Source organism: Micromonospora sp. WMMD1219 (genome assembly GCF_049315215.1).
In the GTDB taxonomy this organism is placed as follows: Bacteria; Actinomycetota; Actinomycetes; order Mycobacteriales; family Micromonosporaceae; genus Micromonospora; species Micromonospora tulbaghiae.
The window spans coordinates 5,010,511-5,026,247 of the sequence record NZ_CP186057.1; the positions used below are offsets into that span (position 1 = coordinate 5,010,511).

Sequence of the window (15,737 nt, forward strand, 5' to 3'; positions counted from 1 at the left end):
GTGTGAGCGACGGGGTCGAGACGTTGGAGTTCCAGGCCGAGGCCCGTCAGCTGTTGCAGCTGATGGTGCACTCGATCTACTCGAACAAGGACGTCTTCCTGCGCGAACTGATCTCGAACGCGTCCGACGCGCTGGACAAGCTGCGGCTGGAGTCGCTCGTCGACAAGGAACTGTCGGCCGACACCTCCGACCTGCACATCGAGATCGAGGTCGACAAGGACGCCCGTACGCTCACCGTGCGGGACAACGGCATCGGCATGACCCGCGACGAGGTCGTCCGCCTGATCGGCACCATCGCCAAGTCCGGCACCGCCGAACTGCTGCGCAAGCTGCGCGAGTCCTCCGACGCCGCCGCCTCGCAGGAGCTGATCGGCCAGTTCGGAGTCGGTTTCTACGCCACGTTCATGGTCGCCGACAGGGTGACGCTGCTGACCCGCCGCGCCGGGCAGTCCGGCGGCACCCGCTGGGAGTCCACCGGCGAGGGCACGTACTCGATCGAGGAGGTCGGGGACGCACCCCAGGGCACCTCGGTCACGCTGCACCTCAAGCCGGTCGACACCGAGGACAACCTGCACGACTACACCGCCGAGTGGACGATCCGCGAGATCGTCAAGCGCTACTCCGACTTCATCTCGTGGCCGATCCGGATGACTGTCGACAAGCCCGGCGAGGACGGCACCACCCGCGAGGAGCAGACGCTCAACTCGATGAAGGCGCTCTGGGCGCGCTCGCGGGACGAGGTCGACGAGGCCGAGTACAAGGAGTTCTACCGGCACGTCGCGCACGACTGGGCCGACCCGCTGGAAACCGTCCACATGCGCGGCGAGGGCACGTTCGAGTACGAGGCACTGCTGTTCCTGCCCTCGCACGCCCCGCTCGACCTGTTCTCCCCGCAGGGCCGCCGCGGTGTGCAGCTCTACGTCAAGCGCGTGTTCATCATGGACGACTGCGACGCGCTGATGCCCAACTACCTGCGCTTCGTCAAGGGCGTGGTGGACGCGCACGACCTGTCGCTGAACATCTCCCGGGAGATCCTCCAGCAGGACCGGCAGATCCGCGCGGTGCGTCGCCGGCTGGTCAAGAAGGTGCTCGCCACGCTCAAGGACATGTCCGCCGAGTCGTACCGCACGTTCTGGACCGAGTTCGGCGCGGTGGTCAAGGAGGGTCTGCTGGAGGACCCGGACAACACCGAGACGCTGCTGGAGCTGGTCCGGGCCGCCAGCACCCACGACCCGGCCGAGCCCACCACGCTGCGGGCGTACGTGGAGCGGATGAAGGACGGCCAGACCGAGATCTACTACGCCACCGGCGAGAACCGGGCCACCATCGAGAACTCGCCGCACCTGGAGGCGTTCCGCGCCAAGGGCTACGAGGTGCTGATCCTCACCGACCCGGTGGACGAGGTGTGGGTCGAGCGCGTCGGCGCGTACGACGGGAAGACGCTGCGCTCGGTCGCCAAGGGGCAGGTCGACCTGGAGACCGAGGAGGAGAAGGAGAAGGCCGAGGCGGAGCGCCAGGAGTACGCCGACCTGCTCGCGTTCCTCGGCGGCGCGCTCGCCGACAGCGTCAAGGAGGTGCGCCTGTCCACCCGGCTGACCACGTCGCCGGCCTGCGTGGTGGGCGACGCGCACGACATGACGCCGACGCTGGAGAAGATGTACCGGGCGATGGGCCAGGAGATGCCGCAGGTCAAGCGGATCCTGGAGCTGAACCCGGCCCACCCGCTGGTCACCGGGCTGCGCAAGGCGCACGGGGAGGGCGGCGACACCGCCGCGCTGACCGAGACCGCCGAGCTGCTGTACGGCATGGCGTTGCTGGCCGAGGGCGGCGAGCTGGCCGACCCGGCCCGGTTCACCCGGATCCTCGCCGACCGCCTGGCCCGCGGGCTGTAGCCCTACCCCGACCCGGTTCGCCCGACCCACCCCGGCGGGCCGGCGTGATCGACTCCAGCTCGCCGAGGTGGTGGTATCGGACGGGCTCTGACCCCGCCACTTCGCCGAACTGGTGTTGATCACACTGGGGTGTCCCAGGGTGGGGAAGATCGATCCCACCTGGAGGGATGACCGGGGCGGTGAGGGCTTCCGCCCGTGTCGGCAGGGCTGCCCAGGTGCACATGTGTGGGTCGGGGTGGATGGGGCGGAGCGCCGCGCGGGGGGCACCGGCTGACGATCGACTATGCCCGGGCGGTAGTCGTGGCAGCTGCGTGATCGACACCACTGCGCCGAAGTGGCGGCATCCCACGGGCTCTGACCCGGCCACCTCGGCGAGCTGGTGTTGATCACGCTGGGGTGTCCCAGAGTGGCGGTAGTTGTGGCAGCGGAACCGTCTTGCCGAGGTGGCGCCGCCACCTCGGCGAAGACGGGTCGGCTCAGGGGAGTGCGGGGTAGAGCGCGGCCACGCCGCCGGACAGTCCGGCCTGGACCCGGCGGGCGACGTCGTCGGCCAGGATCTCGTAGCTGTCGGACTCGATGCCGTCCGCGGCGAGCCGGGCGACGTCGGCCGGGTCGGCCTTCGGGCCGGGGACGGCGGCGGCCATCTCGGTGTCCATGTAGCCCACGTGCAGGCCCGCGACACGGACGCCCCGGCCGGCCAGCTCGACGCGCAGGGCGTTCGTCATCGACCACTCGGCGGCCTTGGCCGCGCCGTACGCGCCGACGCCGGGGAACGTGAACCAGGACAGCGCCGACAGCACGTTCAGGATCGTGCCGCCGCCGTTGGCCGCGATCCGGGGCGCGAACGCCCGTACCACCGACAGCGTGCCGAGGTAGTGCGTCTCCAGCTCCAGCCGGATCTGCGCGAGGTCGCCGTCGAGCAGGTCGGTGCCGGTGCTCACGCCGGCGTTGTTGACCAGCAGCGTCACGTCACCGGCCCGCTCGGCGGCGGCGGCCACCGATGCTGGGTCGGTGATGTCGAGGCGTACCGGGGTGACGCCGGGCAGCTCCACGGTGTCCGGGTTGCGGGCGCCGGCCCAGACGGTGGCGCCGCGCGCGACGAGTTCGGCGGCCAGGTGCCGGCCGAAGCCGCGGTTGGCGCCGGTGACCAGGGCGGTGCTTCCAGCGATCTTCATGGTCTCGCTCCGAGGTGTGGTGGAAAAGGGAGGTCAGGCGGACAGCAGGCCCGGGCCGGGCAGGACGGCCAGCTCGCCGGGCGGTACGTCGTGCCCGGCGTCGCAGCGCAGCCGCGCGTGCACCGGCGCGCCGCACTCGTCGTGGGCAACCCGGACCGCCGGGCCGGCCTCGTCGGCGGCGTACGCGTCGCCCCACTGCCGCAGCGCGACGAGCACCGGGATCAGGTCGCTTCCCTTGGCAGTGAGCACGTACTCGTCGCGGGTGCGCTGCCCGGGCTCGCGGTAGGGACGCCGGTCGAGCAGCCCGTCGGCGACGAGTTGCTTGAGGCGTGCGGCGGCCACCGGCTCGCTGACGCCGACCCGCCGGGCGAAGTCGTCGAAGCGGCGGGTGCCGAACGACGCCTCCCGCAGCAGGAGCAGCGTGGTGCGGTTGCCGACCACCTCGAGCGCCCGGGCGATCGAGCAGTTGGCGGTGGACCAGGAGTCACGGTGGGCGAGGAGGTCCGTCATGGCGTCGACGGTACCCACCTGACTTAGGGAACCAAAAGTCAGCTACCTCACAGCTGGCCGGGGAAGAAACCGTGCCGGGCCAGCGGCTCGACGATCTGGTGCTCCTCGTACGACAGGTGCGACAGCAACGTGTCGGTGAGCAGGTCCACCGCCTCCTGGAGTCCGGTGAAGTCGCCGGGCCGGCGGACCAGCTCCACGAGTGCCCGGTCCACGCTCTCCACCACGCCGTGGATCACCACGTGCTCCTCCTCCAAGCGGTCCAGCACGGCGGCCAGCCCGGCCTCGGAGCGGCGCAGGTGCGGGAAGATCGAGGCGTCCTCCAGCCCGTGGTGCTGGGTGACCATCGTGCAGTAGGCCGCGCAGTACGCCCCGAGCGTCCAGTTGTTCTGCCGCATGGTCATCTCGTTCAGCGCGGCCCGCGCCCGGCCCGGTGTGACCGAGCCCTGCTTGACCTGTTCCAGCAGGTCGCGCACCTGGGCCAGCTCCTGCCGCAGGTGGTCGTGCACGTCCACCAGGTGCTGCCCGGCGGCCTGTCCCCGGGCCGGGTAGGTGTGCCCGGCCGGTGGCGGCGGGGCGCTCGGGCGGGTGGACTCGTCCCAGGGGCGGCGCGCGCTCAGGCGTACCCCCGGGTCGGGGGTGGGGGTGACACCCAGCGTGCTCGGGCCGCCGGCGGCGGCCTGCTCCTCGGCGGCCGCGCGGGCACCGCCGCCGGGCGTGGCGCGCTCGGCGGCGACCAGCTCCCGCACGGCGGGCGCGACCTCCTGGCCGAAGATCTGGATCGCGCGCGGCTCGTCGCTGCCGAGGATGAACGTGGTGATGCCGTGCTCCAGCGTGAGCCCGGCCAGTTCCTCCACCCACTGGTCCGGCGGCCCGGCCAGGAAACCGGCCGACGAGCGGGCGAACGTGCCGGTCACGTTGAGCATGCGGCGGATCGCGGCCGGGTCGCGCCCGGCGGCCCGGGCGCCCTCGTCGACGAGCGCGTTCAGGGCGGGCAGCTCGTCGGGGCCCTTCGGCAGGTACGACAGGGACGGCAGCCAGCCGTCCGCGGCGCGGCCGACCAGGCGCAGCATGCGCGGCTTGTACGCGCCGACCCAGATGCCCACCGGGTGCGCGGGCGCCGGGCCGCGCTTGGCGCCGACCACCCGGTAGTGCTCGCCGTCGACCCGGATCATGCCGCGCCGGTCGGTGTCCCAGACCTCGCGGATCACCCGGATCGCCTCGTCCAGGGCCTCGACGGCGGCGCCGGGGGACAGGCGCCGCCCGCCGGTCGCCTCGATCGCGTCCCAGAACGCGCCCGCGCCGAGCCCCAGCTCGACCCGGCCGCCGGTGAGCAGGTCCAGGCTGGCGATGCTGCGGGCCAGCACCACCGGCTGGCGCAGCGGCAGGTTGAGTACGTTGCCGGCCAGGCGGATGCGCTCGGTGGCGGCGCCCACGTAGGACATCAGCGTCCAGGTGTCCAGGAAGCCCGGCTGGTACGGGTGGTCCTGGAACGTGACCAGGTCCAGCCCGACCTGCTCGCAGAGCCGGGCGAGCGCCACCACCTGGTCGGGCTGCCCGGCGGCGGGGGTGAGGAAGCCGCCGAAGGTCAGCTCGTGTCCGTGATCGGTCATCCGTCCCGTCCTCCCGTGATCTTGCCTGGCCCTGCCACCGTAGCGCCGCCGCCGGTAGCCCGGCCGGGTGAAGAGCATCACAAGAAGTGGACGATCGTCGCAAAACGCTCCTAGCGTCGGTTTCGTTCGCAGACGCGGACACCGCGGGCCGGAAACGCCAAATCCCGCCGCCGTCCCCGGTAACCGAACCTCGCGCGGGAGCGGGGGAACCACACGTTCCACGGTGCATCGTCACCTCGGGGTGAAGCCGCCACCGGCGGCCGGGCTCCTCGGCCCGAACCCGACAGCTCACCTCGTCGGCGTGGAGGAATCCACATGGCAACTGAATACTCAGCCCGAAGCCGCCGTACCGCTCTCGGGGCGGTTCTGGCCGGCGCCGCCGTCGGCGCCGCGACCCTCTTCGGCCCGGCCGCCCCGGCCAGCGCGGGCGTCAACTGGGACGCGGTCGCGCGCTGCGAGTCAGGCGGCAACTGGAAGATCAACACCGGCAACGGCTACTACGGCGGGCTCCAGTTCTCCCGCGCCACCTGGAACGGCTACGGCGGCAAGAAGTACGCCGCCCGCGCCGACCTGGCCAGCCGCTCCGAGCAGATCGCCGTCGCCGAGAAGGTGCTGCGCGGTCAGGGCATCGGCGCGTGGCCGGTCTGCGGCAGGAAGGGCGGCTCGGCGAACGCCGGGTCGGCCGCGGCCGGCGAGCGGGCCACCACGAAGGCCACTCCGCGCAAGGCCGCCCCGGAGCGGCCGGCCCCGCGCAAGGCCGCGCCGGAGCGGCCCGCGACGAAGGCCGCGCCGCAGCCCGCGAGCGGTGCCGGGACGTACGTGGTCCGGCGCGGGGACACCCTGTCGGAGATCGCCGTGGCGCAGCGCGTCGACGGCGGCTGGCGTGCCCTGCACGAGCGCAACCGGGCAGTGGTCGGCGACGACCCGGGCCTGATCTTCCCCGGTCAGCGGCTGCGCCTGCGCTGACAGCGGTCCGGAGAACGCCCGGCCGGTCCGTCCGGCCGGGCGTTCACCCGTCCGCGACACGCCGCGTCGCCGGTGTCCGGCCTGCTCGCGGCGCCGGGGCGCGGCCCGCGACAGCCGGTGACCGCGATTCGTCGGAGCCGGTTGCTAGGGTCACGGTGCTCGGCTAAGACGTGAAGAAAGCGCGGAAATGACCAACGACCCGTTCTCGGCGGCCGCGAGCCTCGACGAGATGCTGACCCGCACGCAGCAGGCGCTCACCGCGATGCGCTCCCGGGCCTCGGCGCACGCCGACGGCGAGCCGGGCGACCTGCTCCGCGCCGAGGGCACGGCCGCCGGCGGGCGGGTCCGCGCGGTCGCCGTCCAGGGTGGCCGGCTGGATTCCGTGACGGTCGACCCGGAGCTGGCCGGCGAGCCCCTCGACGTCCTCTGCGGACACCTCGTCACCGCCGCCAACGCCGCGTTGTCCGAGCTGGACGCCCAGGTCAGCGCGTCGGCGCGGGCCGACGCCGACGCGCTCGCCGCCCGGCTCGGCACCATGGGCGACCAGGTCGAGCTGTTCGGCCGCGCGATGCACGAGGCGGCCGCGCGGATTCACCGCGACCGCGGCACCCCGTCCCGGGCCGGCAGCCCGGCCTGACCCGACGGCCGCGTGGCGCCGCGACCCCGCGACGCCCGGCACGACGAGGCTCTGGCACGACGAGGCGGCCGGCCGCCGGGAGGACGACGACCGGCCGCGCTACGCCACGGTCAGCTCAGGGTGACCGCGGTGTCGTCGACGACGAAGGACGTCTGCAACGAGCTGTCCTCCACGCCGCTGAACGAGATGGTCGCCGTGGTGCCCGCGAGCGACGAGATGTCGAAGGACCGCTGCACGTAGCCGGTGGCCTTGTTCAGGTTGGAGTAGGTGGCCAGCGTGGTGCTGCCCGCCTTGACGGTGAGCTTGTCGTACGCGGTGCTGGTGGTCGACTCCGCGCTGTCGACGTGCAGCCAGAAGCTCAACGTCGCCCGGCATCCGGCCGGGATCGTCACCGACTGGCTGAGCGTGTCGGTGTGCGACGAGCCGTACCCGTCCAGCCACGCCTTGTACGAGCCGCCGTGTGCGGCCTGGCCGCTGTCGGTGGTGATGACGCCGGACGAGGCGCTCCAGCTCACGTTGCCCGACTCGAAGCCCGGGTTGGCGAGCTTGTTGCCGGAGCAGCCGCCCGACGGCGGAGTGGTCGTGGTGCTCGGCGTGGGCGTCGGGGTGCCGCCGGCACAGGTCGGCTCGCCCGACTGGGCCGGTACGCTGACCGCGGTCCACGCCGCCTTCACCGCGTTGAACTCCGTGCAGCCGCTCGGGTAGAGGTTCTTCGCCGCCTGCAACGTCCACACGCGGTACTTCAGGTAGGACGAGGACGACGTCTTCAGCAGCATCGCGTTGTACATGATCTTCATGGCCTTCTGGATGCCCAGGCCGGTCACGCTGCTGCCGTTGCAGGTGGAGCTGGAGGGCTGCCCGTTGGTCGGGCTGCTGCCGTTGGCCAGCAGGTAGAACCAGTGGTTGCCCGGGCCGGCCGCGGCGTGCACCTCGGTCGACGGGATGCTGCTGGAGTAGCAGTTCGGGTCGCCGAGCGCGGACGGGTTGTACATGTTGCGGATCGGGCCGGAGCCGACCAGGTTGATCTTCTCGCCGACCAGGAAGTCCGGCGCGTCGTAGCTGGACGGCTCGTTGGCGAACCACTCGGTGGCCGCGCCGAACGTATCAGCCACGAACTCCTGCGTGCCGCCGCCGGAGATGCCGCCGGGGGTGTTGTCGTCGATGCCGTGGCCGATCTCGTGCGCCACCACGTCCAGCGAGCTGATCCACTGGCCGGCGGTGTTCTTGCCGATCTGCACCTGGCTGCCGTCGTAGTAGGCGTTCTGGTCGTTGAGGCCCACCCGGATCGGCCAGTAGCCGCCGTTGCCGTTGGCGCCGTTGCGGCCCAGCCACTGGGCGAGCATCTTGTGCTCGGTCTGCGCGGAGAACAGCGCGTCCACGCAGCCGGTCTCCTTGTTGGTGGCGGTGCCGTTGCCCCAGACGTCGTCGGAGCCGCTGAACGTGGTGTTGTTCGCCGCGTCCTGGCAGCTCAGGTTCGTGACCGTCGGGTCCTTCATGGTGTACGTCGAGCCCGACTGGGTGGTGTTGAGCGTCAGCGGGCTGGGCCCGTTCCAGGCGCCGGTGCCGGTGCCGCGCACCACGTGCTCCTGCTTGCGCAGGACCGCGCCGGTGCGGGCGTCGACGTCGACGGTGAGCCGGCTGGGGCCGTCCGCGCCGGTGCCGCGTACCGTGGTCTCCCAGGCCAGCGCCGGTGCGGCGCCGAGCGTGTAGACCACGAGCGTGGTGCCCTCGACCGCGTTCACGGTCGTGAGCTGGGCGCGCGCCGTCTTCGCGGCGGCGTCCCGGGTCAGCGCGGGCGTGGTGGCAAGGGCGCCGATGGGCCGCTGCTGGGCGACCGAGGCGTACTTCAGGTTGCCGGCTGCGTCCGTGGCGAGCACGAAGTCGCCGCCGACCACCGGCAGGCCCTTGTAGGTGCGCTCGTAGGGCACGTACTGGGTGCCCTCGGAGGAGATGACCGGCTTCTGGACGAACGCGTCGTCGGAGCCGGCCTGCAGGTAGGCGGGACGGTTCGCGACCAGGGCACGGGCCGAGTCGGCGGCGGTCGCGCGGGCCTGGGCCGGGTCCGGGGCGGCGGGCCCGGGTGGCGCGGCCTGCACGGCCGCGGCGGTGCCGGCAGCGAGGATGCCGGCCGCGGCCGCGCCGGTGAGCGCGGCGAAGCGAGGTGAGAGTTTCACGGGGGTTTGCTCCTGTTCTACAGGCGCGCCGCACGGAGCCCGGTGGGGACGGGCGGCGCGGTGGTGCGAGGCAGGGTGACGGCCGGTCACCGGAGCTGCCGGCGTGGCTCCGGGTCGACAGATCGACCGTCGTGAGTCGCCGGGGGTCGGCGGCTCGCTGGTGCACAATCACACGCCGCCCGAGCCCGGAGCAATGGGTGACCTGGGCAACGGCTGACAGTCGGGCGTGTCGCCGCGCGCGTCGATTCAGGCAACCATGATCTTCAATAGGCCCTGATCAGGGCGAACATCGCCGACTGTGGATGGGCGGGCGTGCAAATTGCGGACGTTGCCGCTGTGTGCGAATGGCGCGCATAGACGCGAGGCCGCCGTGCGCGCGGCCGGGCGGCCGATCCGCCGCCCGGCCGGGTCAGCGCGGGCCGCGGGTACGCGTCGGCGACACGGTGGGCAGCGGTGGAAGCGACGGCGTCAGCGTCGGCCGCGACGTCGGCCGACCGGTCGGGCCCGGGCTCGGGCTCGACGAGGAAGGGCTCGGGCTCGGCGACTCCGAGGGCGTCGGCGCGGCGGTGGTCGGCGGCGGTGGCACCGACCGCGTCGGCTCCGGGGTCTCGCCGGGGAACGCCGGCTCACCGAAGCGGTACTTGCCCGGGTCGAGCTTCATGGCCGCGGTGGCCCGGTTCATGAACTGCCGCCAGATCGGCGCGGCGCCGGTCGAGCCGTACACCTCGTAGCTGCCGCCCTTCGTCCGCAGCGGCTTGCCGTCGGTGGTGCCCAGCCAGACGGCCGAGGCGAGCGCGCCGGTCCAGCCGACCATCCAGGTGTGCACGTTCTGCGTGGTGCTCTGCCCCGCCTGCCACGTGCCGGTCTTGCCGGCGGAGTCCCAGCCGTTGCCCAGTTCGGCGGCCCGCACCCGGCGCAGCGTCCAGTCGAGCTGGTCGATCGCCTCCCGGTCCAGGCCCAGGTCCGTCGTCCGCAGCTGCTCGGTCCACACCTCCTCGTCGTCCTTGGTCACCGACCGGACGAAGTGCGCGTCGGCGCGCTTGCCGCCGGCCGCGAACGTCGCCATCCCGTTCGCGTGGTCCTGCACGGTGATCCCGTACTGCCCGATCCCGACCTCGGTGGAGAACCGCTTCGCCACCTCGTCGGCGGGATCACTGCGCAGGTCGACGCGCTGTGGCCGGGGATTGCCGCGGACCGTCTCCCACATCGACTCCACGCCCGCCTGCCGGGCCATCTCGATCACCTTGTCGGTGCCGAGCTTCTCGGTCAGCTCGAAGTAGGTCACGTTCAGCGAGGCGACTGTGGCCTCCCAGAGCGCACAGTCCGGCTGGCAGGGCGCGCGCTCGGCGTTGCGGATCGGCCCGGCCGCGCTCCCCCTGGTGCGCCCCGAGGAGGGGAACTCCTTGGTGTCCGGCGAGTCGAACCGCTGCTTCACCGAGATCCCGTCGCGCACGGCCGCCGCCAGGTCGTACACCTTGAACGACGACCCCGGCGGATGCTGGCCGAACCCGCGGGTCTCGCCGTTCTCGTCGTAGTACCAGCCGGCGTAGTCCGCGCCCGAGCCCTTGTCGCCGCCGTAGTAGCCGAGCACCCGCCCGGTGCCCGGCTCCACCGCCACCAGCGCCGCCTGCCAGTTGCGCGGCTGGCCGCGTACCGACTGCGGCGCGGTGTCGCGGCGGATGTCCGCCGCCGCCTCGGCCGCGTCCTGCACGCGCTTGTCGATGGTGGTGACGATCCGGTAGCCGCCGTCGCGGATCACCTCGTCGGGCTTGCCGCGGAACGGGTCGGTCTCGCGCAGCTCCGCGAGCACGTGGTTGACCACCAGGCCGGTCGGCCGGTCCAGGTCGGACCGGCCCGCGTCCTTGTCGATCGGCCGGACCGTGTCCGGGTACGCGAGATCCGCCGCCTGCTGCGGCGTCAGGTAGCCGAGCTTGACCATCCCGTCGCGGATGTAGTTCCACCTGTCGATCGAGTTCTGCCGGGCCAGCGCGTTGCGGCGCGGGTCGTAGCCGGGTGAGCCCTCGGGGTCGGCCGGGTCCGCCTCCGGCTGCTTCACCATCGCGCAGAGCACCATCGCCTCGGCCGGCGTGAGCTGCCGCGCGGCGGGTGCGTCCCGGCGCACCGTCCTGCCGAAGTACGTCTGCGCGGCCGCCTCGATGCCGTACGCGCCCCGCCCGAACGGCACGGTGTTCAGGTAGAAGCCGAGGATCTCCTCCTTGGAGTACGCGTCGTCGAGCTTCCACGCGATCACCGCCTCGCGCAGCTTGCGGGAGTAGGTGACCCCGCGCAGGTCGGCGGCGATGCGCGCGTACTGCTGGGTGAGGGTGGACGCGCCCTGCCGCTGTCCGCCGCTCACGTTGGCCCAGGCCGCCCGCAGCACACCCTTGAAGTCGATGCCCTGGTTCGTCCAGAAGGTACGGTCCTCGGCCGCCACGATCGCCTGCTTCGCCGAGTCGTTCATCTGGTCGTACGGCACGATGGTGCGGTTCTGCGCGCCCAGCTTCGCCATCGGCGTGCGCCCGTCGGCGTAGTAGACGGTGGTGGACTCGGGCAGCTTCAGGTCGCTGGGCGTCGGCACGCTGTCGAAGTAGTAGCCGCCGGCCACCAGCCCGCAGCCGGCCAGCAGCGTGCAGACCGCGAGGACGACCAGCAGACGCCGCCGCTTGCGCCTGGGGCGCACCTGAGCCGCGCCGCCCGGTTCCGGGGTGGATCCGCTGTTCCGCACGCGTTACCTCCGACTGCTCGGCTGAGTCGTGCCCGGCTCGCAGGCTAACCGAGCTGCGCCGGCCGCACCGGCCGACGAACCCGGACGGTGTGGCGCCGGTCCGGGCCGGGGCGGCGATCGTCCGCCCCGGCCCGGCGCTCAGCCGGTCAGCGCGCCGCCCACCCGGCGGCCCGGTCGTCGCGTTCCCGGCGGGCGGCTCGGCGGGAACGCCACCTGTCGCTGCCACCCGCGTGGAACGGCGCCGACCGCCACAGCGACCGCACCGGCGTGCCGTCCGGGGCGGCGAACGTCTCCCGTTCGGCGTAGCCGAGCCGCCGCAGCAGTTCCTCCTCCTGCGCACCGGCGCACGGGTGCGCGTACGTGGGCAGGCTCAACGTGTCCATCCGGCGCTGCGCCGCGGACAACGCCTGCGGCGCGCCACCCCGCGGCGCGGCCAGCAGCGCCAGATTGTTGTGCGGCTCGGCCGGTCGGCGTGCCGCCAGCTCGGCACCGAGGCGGCGGAACCGGTCCCCGTCCGGCCCGGCGGCGCCGGCGAGACGGTCGGCGTACCGGTGGGGGGAGGGGATCGGGCGGTAGCGGTGGAACCAGACGGTGGCGGCGCTGCCGTCGGGCAGCAGGAACGCGTCGCCGAACAGCAACGCGTGTTCGGTCCAGATCCGCGCCACGGCGGCGAGGACCGGCAGGCGGCGGGACGTGTCGGGGACGAGCCAGGCGGCCAGCGCGGTGGGCGCGAGGGCCTCGGCGACGAGATCGGCGATCCGGCCGATGTCGCACCACCGGGCGCGGACGACGGGCAGGGCTGTGCTCATGAACGGACTCCTGTATTCCAGGCGTGATCGGGTCGGTTGCGGGCGCCGGACGACAGTCGGCGGCGCCGCCGCGGCATGCGGCAGTCGGGCGGGACGCCCGTGCTCCGGATCGGAGATGGTGCCTGCGGAGTCCGCTCAGGCGGGTCTGGTGCCGGGGCGCGACGTGCGGGACGGCGGCAGCGGGTCGGCCGCCGGCCGCGCGTACCGGTGGGTCAGCGCCGGCAGCCGCAAGCGGTTCGCGTCCGCGTCGGCCGGCTCGCTGTGCACGGCGCCGCCGCCGTGGGTGACGCCGTCGAGCGGCAGCGGCAGTGCGGGCGTGGTGGTGACGTGCGCCGCCGGGCCGACGGCCGCCGGTGCCCGGCTGCGTACGGGGTCGACCCACCGGGTGCCGACGACGGTGAGGGTGCGCGCCGCCGGTGCGGCGAGGACCGGCCCGGCGGCGCGGGGCGGCGCGTCGTGCGCACGCCCGGGGGCCGGTGCCGGCGTCGCGGCCGGGTCGGCCGGAACGACCGGGACGCTCGGATCGGACGGCCCGGGCACGGGCTCGCCGGGCGCCGGCGATTCGGGGTCCGGCGTGGCCGGCGGGTCGAGCAGATCGGTCACCGGGCTGAGCGGGTCGAGCACCGGTTCCAGCGGGTCGAGCACCGGTGCCAGGCCCCGCCAGACCGGGCCGACGATCGGGCGCAACGGTTCCACGACCGGGGACAGCAGGTCCGCCACCGGGTCGAGCACGCCCACCGTCACCGGGTCGGTGACCGGGCGCAGACCGTCGGCGACGGGCGCGAGCAGGTGGTCGCGCAGCGGGTCGGTGACCGGACGCAGGCCGTCGGTGACGGGCGTGAGCACGTGCTCCCGGACCGGCGTCACCACCGCCTCGACCACCCGGCCGGTGACCGGTGCCGCGACGGCCGGGCGACGCGGCACCGGCTCGGGAGGCGCGGCCGGGGCCGCGTCCGGCGTCGCCGGTTCGGCCTTGTCCGGCGCTGCCGGTTCGGCCGGGCCCCGCGTCGGCGAGGTCGCGGCGGGCGGCGCGGCGGAGTCGGGAGCAGGTGCGGGTGCGGCCGATGCCGCCGGCTCCGCCGCGGCGTCACCGGGCCCGGAAGGGGGCGCGTCGCCGTCGTCGGTTCCGGACACGGGCAGGCCGAGCACCGTCCCGAGCGTGTGGGCGAGCACCCCGACGGTGGCGGTGAGCGGACCGGACGGCTCCCGGTCGGCGGCGTGGGCGGCCGAGCCGGATGCGGCCTCGTGGGCGCCCCAGACGACGGCCACGGCGCCGAGCAGCAGGCCGAGGCGCAGCGTGCCGCGCGCCATCCACCCGGTCCGTACCGACATCCCGCACCCCTCGGAACCCGCGCCCGGCGGCACGGATCGACGACCCGCACTGTACCGAACGTGGCGGGCCGGGCACAGTACGCCGTTGATCCGAATCGGGCGCGTCGCGCCGGGCGCAGGCGTGGGATCCGCGCTGTCCGGGTACCAGCCGGGCCATGGACACGCGCACTGCCGAACGCCCGGACACCGCCCCCGCTTCCGCCGCGCCCCCGGCCGGTGTGGTCGCTGTCGTCGCCCACCGGAAGAAGACGTTCGGGGGTGGGCTCGACGAACTGCGTTCCCGGCTCGTGGCCGCCGGGGTCGGGCGGCTGCTCTGGTACGAGGTGCCGAAGAGCCGCAAGGCGCCCAAGCGGGTCCGTGCGGCGCTGGACTCCGGCGCCGAGCTGGTGCTGGTGTGGGGCGGCGACGGCATGGTGCAGCGGTGCGCCGACGCGCTCGCGGGCAGCGGCGTGCCGATGGGCATCCTGCCCGCCGGCACCGCCAACCTGTTCGCGGTCAACCTCGGCATCCCGGTCGACCTGCCCGAGGCGGTACGGATCGCGCTGCACGGCCGCCGGCGCGAGCTGGACCTGGGCCGGATCAACGGCGAGCACTTCGCGGTGATGGCGGGCGCGGGGTTCGACGGCGACCTGATCCGCGACGCCGACCGGCAGCTCAAGGGCCGGTTCGGCCGGATCGCGTACGTCTGGACCGGGCTGCGGCACGTGCGCGGGGAGTGCGTACGGACCCGGATCCGGGTCGACGGCGCCGACTGGTTCGACGACGAGGCGAGCTGCGTGCTGTTCGGCAACGTCGGCACCATCACCGGCGGCATCCCGGCCTTCGACGACGCCCGCCCCGACGACGGGGCCCTCGAAGTCGGCGTGTCCACCGCCAGCGGCGCCGTGGACTGGGCGCGCACGCTGGGCCGGATGGCCGCCGGGCGCTCCGACGAGTCGCCGTTCGTCCGGATCACCCGCGGGCGCAAGATCAAGGTGCGGTTCGACGCGCCGAAGACGTACGAGCTGGACGGCGGCGCCCGGGGCAAGGCGAAGCGGCTCAAGGTCAAGGTGGTCCCGGGGGCACTGACCGTGTGCTGTCCCGACCCGGCGGACTGACCGCGACCGGGCCGGGGCAGGATGCCGGAATGCGTGACGACATCCGCGACTACCTGGCCGAAGTGGTCCGCCGTTCCCGGGACGTGCTCGGTGACGATCTCGTCGGCGCGTACGCGGCCGGCTCGGTCGGGCTGGGCGCGTACCAGCCGGGCCGCAGCGACGTGGACGTGGCGCTGGTGGCCGCCGGGCCGATGCCGGAGCCGGACAAGCGCCTGCTCGTGGACCGGCTGCGGCACGGGTCGCTGCCCTGCCCGGCACGCGGCCTGGAACTCGTCGTCTACCGCCGCGACGTGGCCGCCTCCGGCACCCCGGAGCCGGGCTTCGAGGTCGAGCTGAACACGGGCGCCACAATGCCGTTCCGCGCCACCTACGACCCGGCCGACCGGCCCGCCGCCGACGGGCTGTTCTGGTACGCGCTGGACCGCAGCATCCTGCGCCAGTCCGGCCTGGCCCTGCTCGGCCCGCCCGCCGCCGAGGTGTTCGCCGACCCGTCACCCGAGGCGCTGCGGGCGCTGCTGGCCGACGCGCTGCGCTGGTGGCTGGCGCTGCCCACGCCGCCCGGTGACGAACCGGCCCCCGGTGCGGAGGACGCGGTGCTCGGGGCCTGCCGGACGCTGGTGCGCTACCGCGACGGTGTCTGGCTGGGCAAGGTCGACGCCGGGCTGCGGGTCGCCGCCGACGACCCGGACGCCGCGCTGATCCGGGCCTCGATCGAGGCCCGCCGGGGCGGTACGCCGCCGTCCGGTCCGGCCGCCCGCGCGTTCCAGCGGCGGGTGCTGGACCGGATCACCGCGGACTGAGCCGCACCGC

At 73.7% G+C, this 15,737-nt stretch carries 12 protein-coding genes and 1 riboswitch; of the genes, 5 read left to right on the forward strand and 7 right to left on the reverse strand.

Features of this window, described 5'->3' with window-relative positions; genetic code table 11:
• Positions 1 to 2 precede the first annotated feature (2 nt).
• Positions 3 to 1,892 carry a molecular chaperone HtpG gene (htpG, locus tag ACN27C_RS23345; protein WP_422748137.1) on the forward strand — a complete coding sequence of 630 codons (1,890 nt, stop codon included), beginning with the start codon at positions 3 to 5 and terminating at the stop codon, positions 1,890 to 1,892.
• Between the two features lie 476 nt (positions 1,893 to 2,368).
• Here the strand turns inward: htpG and ACN27C_RS23350 are convergent, their stop codons facing one another.
• The 3 genes from ACN27C_RS23350 to ACN27C_RS23360 are packed head-to-tail and all read right to left on the reverse strand — an operon-like array spanning position 2,369 to position 5,187.
• Positions 2,369 to 3,067: an SDR family oxidoreductase gene (locus ACN27C_RS23350; protein ID WP_422748139.1), complete on the reverse strand. Its 699-nt coding sequence runs from the start codon at positions 3,065 to 3,067 to the stop codon at positions 2,369 to 2,371.
• Positions 3,068 to 3,100: 33 nt separating this feature from the next.
• Entirely contained in the window at positions 3,101 to 3,577 is a 477-nt protein-coding gene (locus ACN27C_RS23355) for a winged helix-turn-helix transcriptional regulator (RefSeq protein WP_358172060.1), read from the reverse strand.
• A 47-nt stretch (positions 3,578 to 3,624) separates the two neighbouring features.
• Positions 3,625 to 5,187, reverse strand: a complete 1,563-nt coding sequence (locus tag ACN27C_RS23360) for an LLM class flavin-dependent oxidoreductase (RefSeq protein ID WP_422748141.1) — start codon at positions 5,185 to 5,187, stop codon at positions 3,625 to 3,627.
• A 171-nt stretch (positions 5,188 to 5,358) separates the two neighbouring features.
• A riboswitch (cyclic di-AMP (ydaO/yuaA leader) is annotated at positions 5,359 to 5,504 on the forward strand.
• Between ACN27C_RS23360 and ACN27C_RS23365 the strand changes: the two genes are divergently transcribed.
• Positions 5,503 to 6,153, forward strand: a complete 651-nt coding sequence (locus ACN27C_RS23365) for a transglycosylase family protein (protein ID WP_120569737.1) — start codon at positions 5,503 to 5,505, stop codon at positions 6,151 to 6,153. It overlaps the preceding riboswitch by 2 nt.
• 187 nt (positions 6,154 to 6,340) lie before the next feature.
• Positions 6,341 to 6,790 (forward strand): YbaB/EbfC family nucleoid-associated protein, encoded by a 450-nt coding sequence (locus tag ACN27C_RS23370; protein ID WP_422748144.1) that lies wholly within the window; start codon positions 6,341 to 6,343, stop codon positions 6,788 to 6,790.
• 110 nt (positions 6,791 to 6,900) lie between these two features.
• On the opposite strand, the gene ACN27C_RS23375 is transcribed toward ACN27C_RS23370, so the two are convergent.
• The 4 genes from ACN27C_RS23375 to ACN27C_RS23390 all read right to left on the reverse strand — a co-directional run bounded on the left by ACN27C_RS23375 (position 6,901) and on the right by ACN27C_RS23390 (position 13,830).
• Positions 6,901 to 8,964 (reverse strand): M4 family metallopeptidase, encoded by a 2,064-nt coding sequence (locus ACN27C_RS23375; protein ID WP_121685769.1) that lies wholly within the window; start codon positions 8,962 to 8,964, stop codon positions 6,901 to 6,903.
• Between the two features lie 409 nt (positions 8,965 to 9,373).
• On the reverse strand, positions 9,374 to 11,689 hold the full coding sequence (locus tag ACN27C_RS23380) for a transglycosylase domain-containing protein (RefSeq protein ID WP_422748146.1): 2,316 nt from the start codon (positions 11,687 to 11,689) through the stop codon (positions 9,374 to 9,376).
• A 146-nt stretch (positions 11,690 to 11,835) separates the two neighbouring features.
• Positions 11,836 to 12,498 (reverse strand): hypothetical protein, encoded by a 663-nt coding sequence (locus tag ACN27C_RS23385; protein WP_422748148.1) that lies wholly within the window; start codon positions 12,496 to 12,498, stop codon positions 11,836 to 11,838.
• A gap of 135 nt (positions 12,499 to 12,633) precedes the next feature.
• Positions 12,634 to 13,830, reverse strand: coding sequence for a hypothetical protein (locus ACN27C_RS23390; RefSeq protein WP_422748150.1), 1,197 nt, complete (start codon positions 13,828 to 13,830; stop codon positions 12,634 to 12,636).
• Positions 13,831 to 13,985: 155 nt separating this feature from the next.
• Between ACN27C_RS23390 and ACN27C_RS23395 the strand changes: the two genes are divergently transcribed.
• A complete protein-coding gene (locus ACN27C_RS23395) occupies positions 13,986 to 14,927 on the forward strand; it encodes a diacylglycerol/lipid kinase family protein (RefSeq protein ID WP_350816261.1) in 942 nt (313 codons plus the stop codon).
• Positions 14,928 to 14,956: 29 nt separating this feature from the next.
• The gene (locus tag ACN27C_RS23400) at positions 14,957 to 15,727 is read left to right on the forward strand and encodes a nucleotidyltransferase domain-containing protein (protein ID WP_422748152.1); all 771 of its coding nucleotides are present in this window, start codon (positions 14,957 to 14,959) and stop codon (positions 15,725 to 15,727) included.
• Positions 15,728 to 15,737 lie beyond the last annotated feature (10 nt).

What these genes read in the sequence shown, in the direction of transcription:
- ACN27C_RS23350 (WP_422748139.1), bottom strand. Translation starts at nt 3,067, where the DNA reads ATGAAGATCGCTGGAAGCACCGCCCTGGTCACCGGCGCCAACCGCGGC.
- ACN27C_RS23355 (WP_358172060.1), bottom strand. Translation starts at nt 3,577, where the DNA reads ATGACGGACCTCCTCGCCCACCGTGACTCCTGGTCCACCGCCAACTGC.
- ACN27C_RS23360 (WP_422748141.1), bottom strand. Translation starts at nt 5,187, where the DNA reads ATGACCGATCACGGACACGAGCTGACCTTCGGCGGCTTCCTCACCCCC.
- ACN27C_RS23365 (WP_120569737.1), top strand. Translation starts at nt 5,503, where the DNA reads ATGGCAACTGAATACTCAGCCCGAAGCCGCCGTACCGCTCTCGGGGCG.
- ACN27C_RS23370 (WP_422748144.1), top strand. Translation starts at nt 6,341, where the DNA reads ATGACCAACGACCCGTTCTCGGCGGCCGCGAGCCTCGACGAGATGCTG.
- ACN27C_RS23385 (WP_422748148.1), bottom strand. Translation starts at nt 12,498, where the DNA reads ATGAGCACAGCCCTGCCCGTCGTCCGCGCCCGGTGGTGCGACATCGGC.
- ACN27C_RS23390 (WP_422748150.1), bottom strand. Translation starts at nt 13,830, where the DNA reads ATGTCGGTACGGACCGGGTGGATGGCGCGCGGCACGCTGCGCCTCGGC.
- ACN27C_RS23395 (WP_350816261.1), top strand. Translation starts at nt 13,986, where the DNA reads ATGGACACGCGCACTGCCGAACGCCCGGACACCGCCCCCGCTTCCGCC.
- ACN27C_RS23400 (WP_422748152.1), top strand. Translation starts at nt 14,957, where the DNA reads ATGCGTGACGACATCCGCGACTACCTGGCCGAAGTGGTCCGCCGTTCC.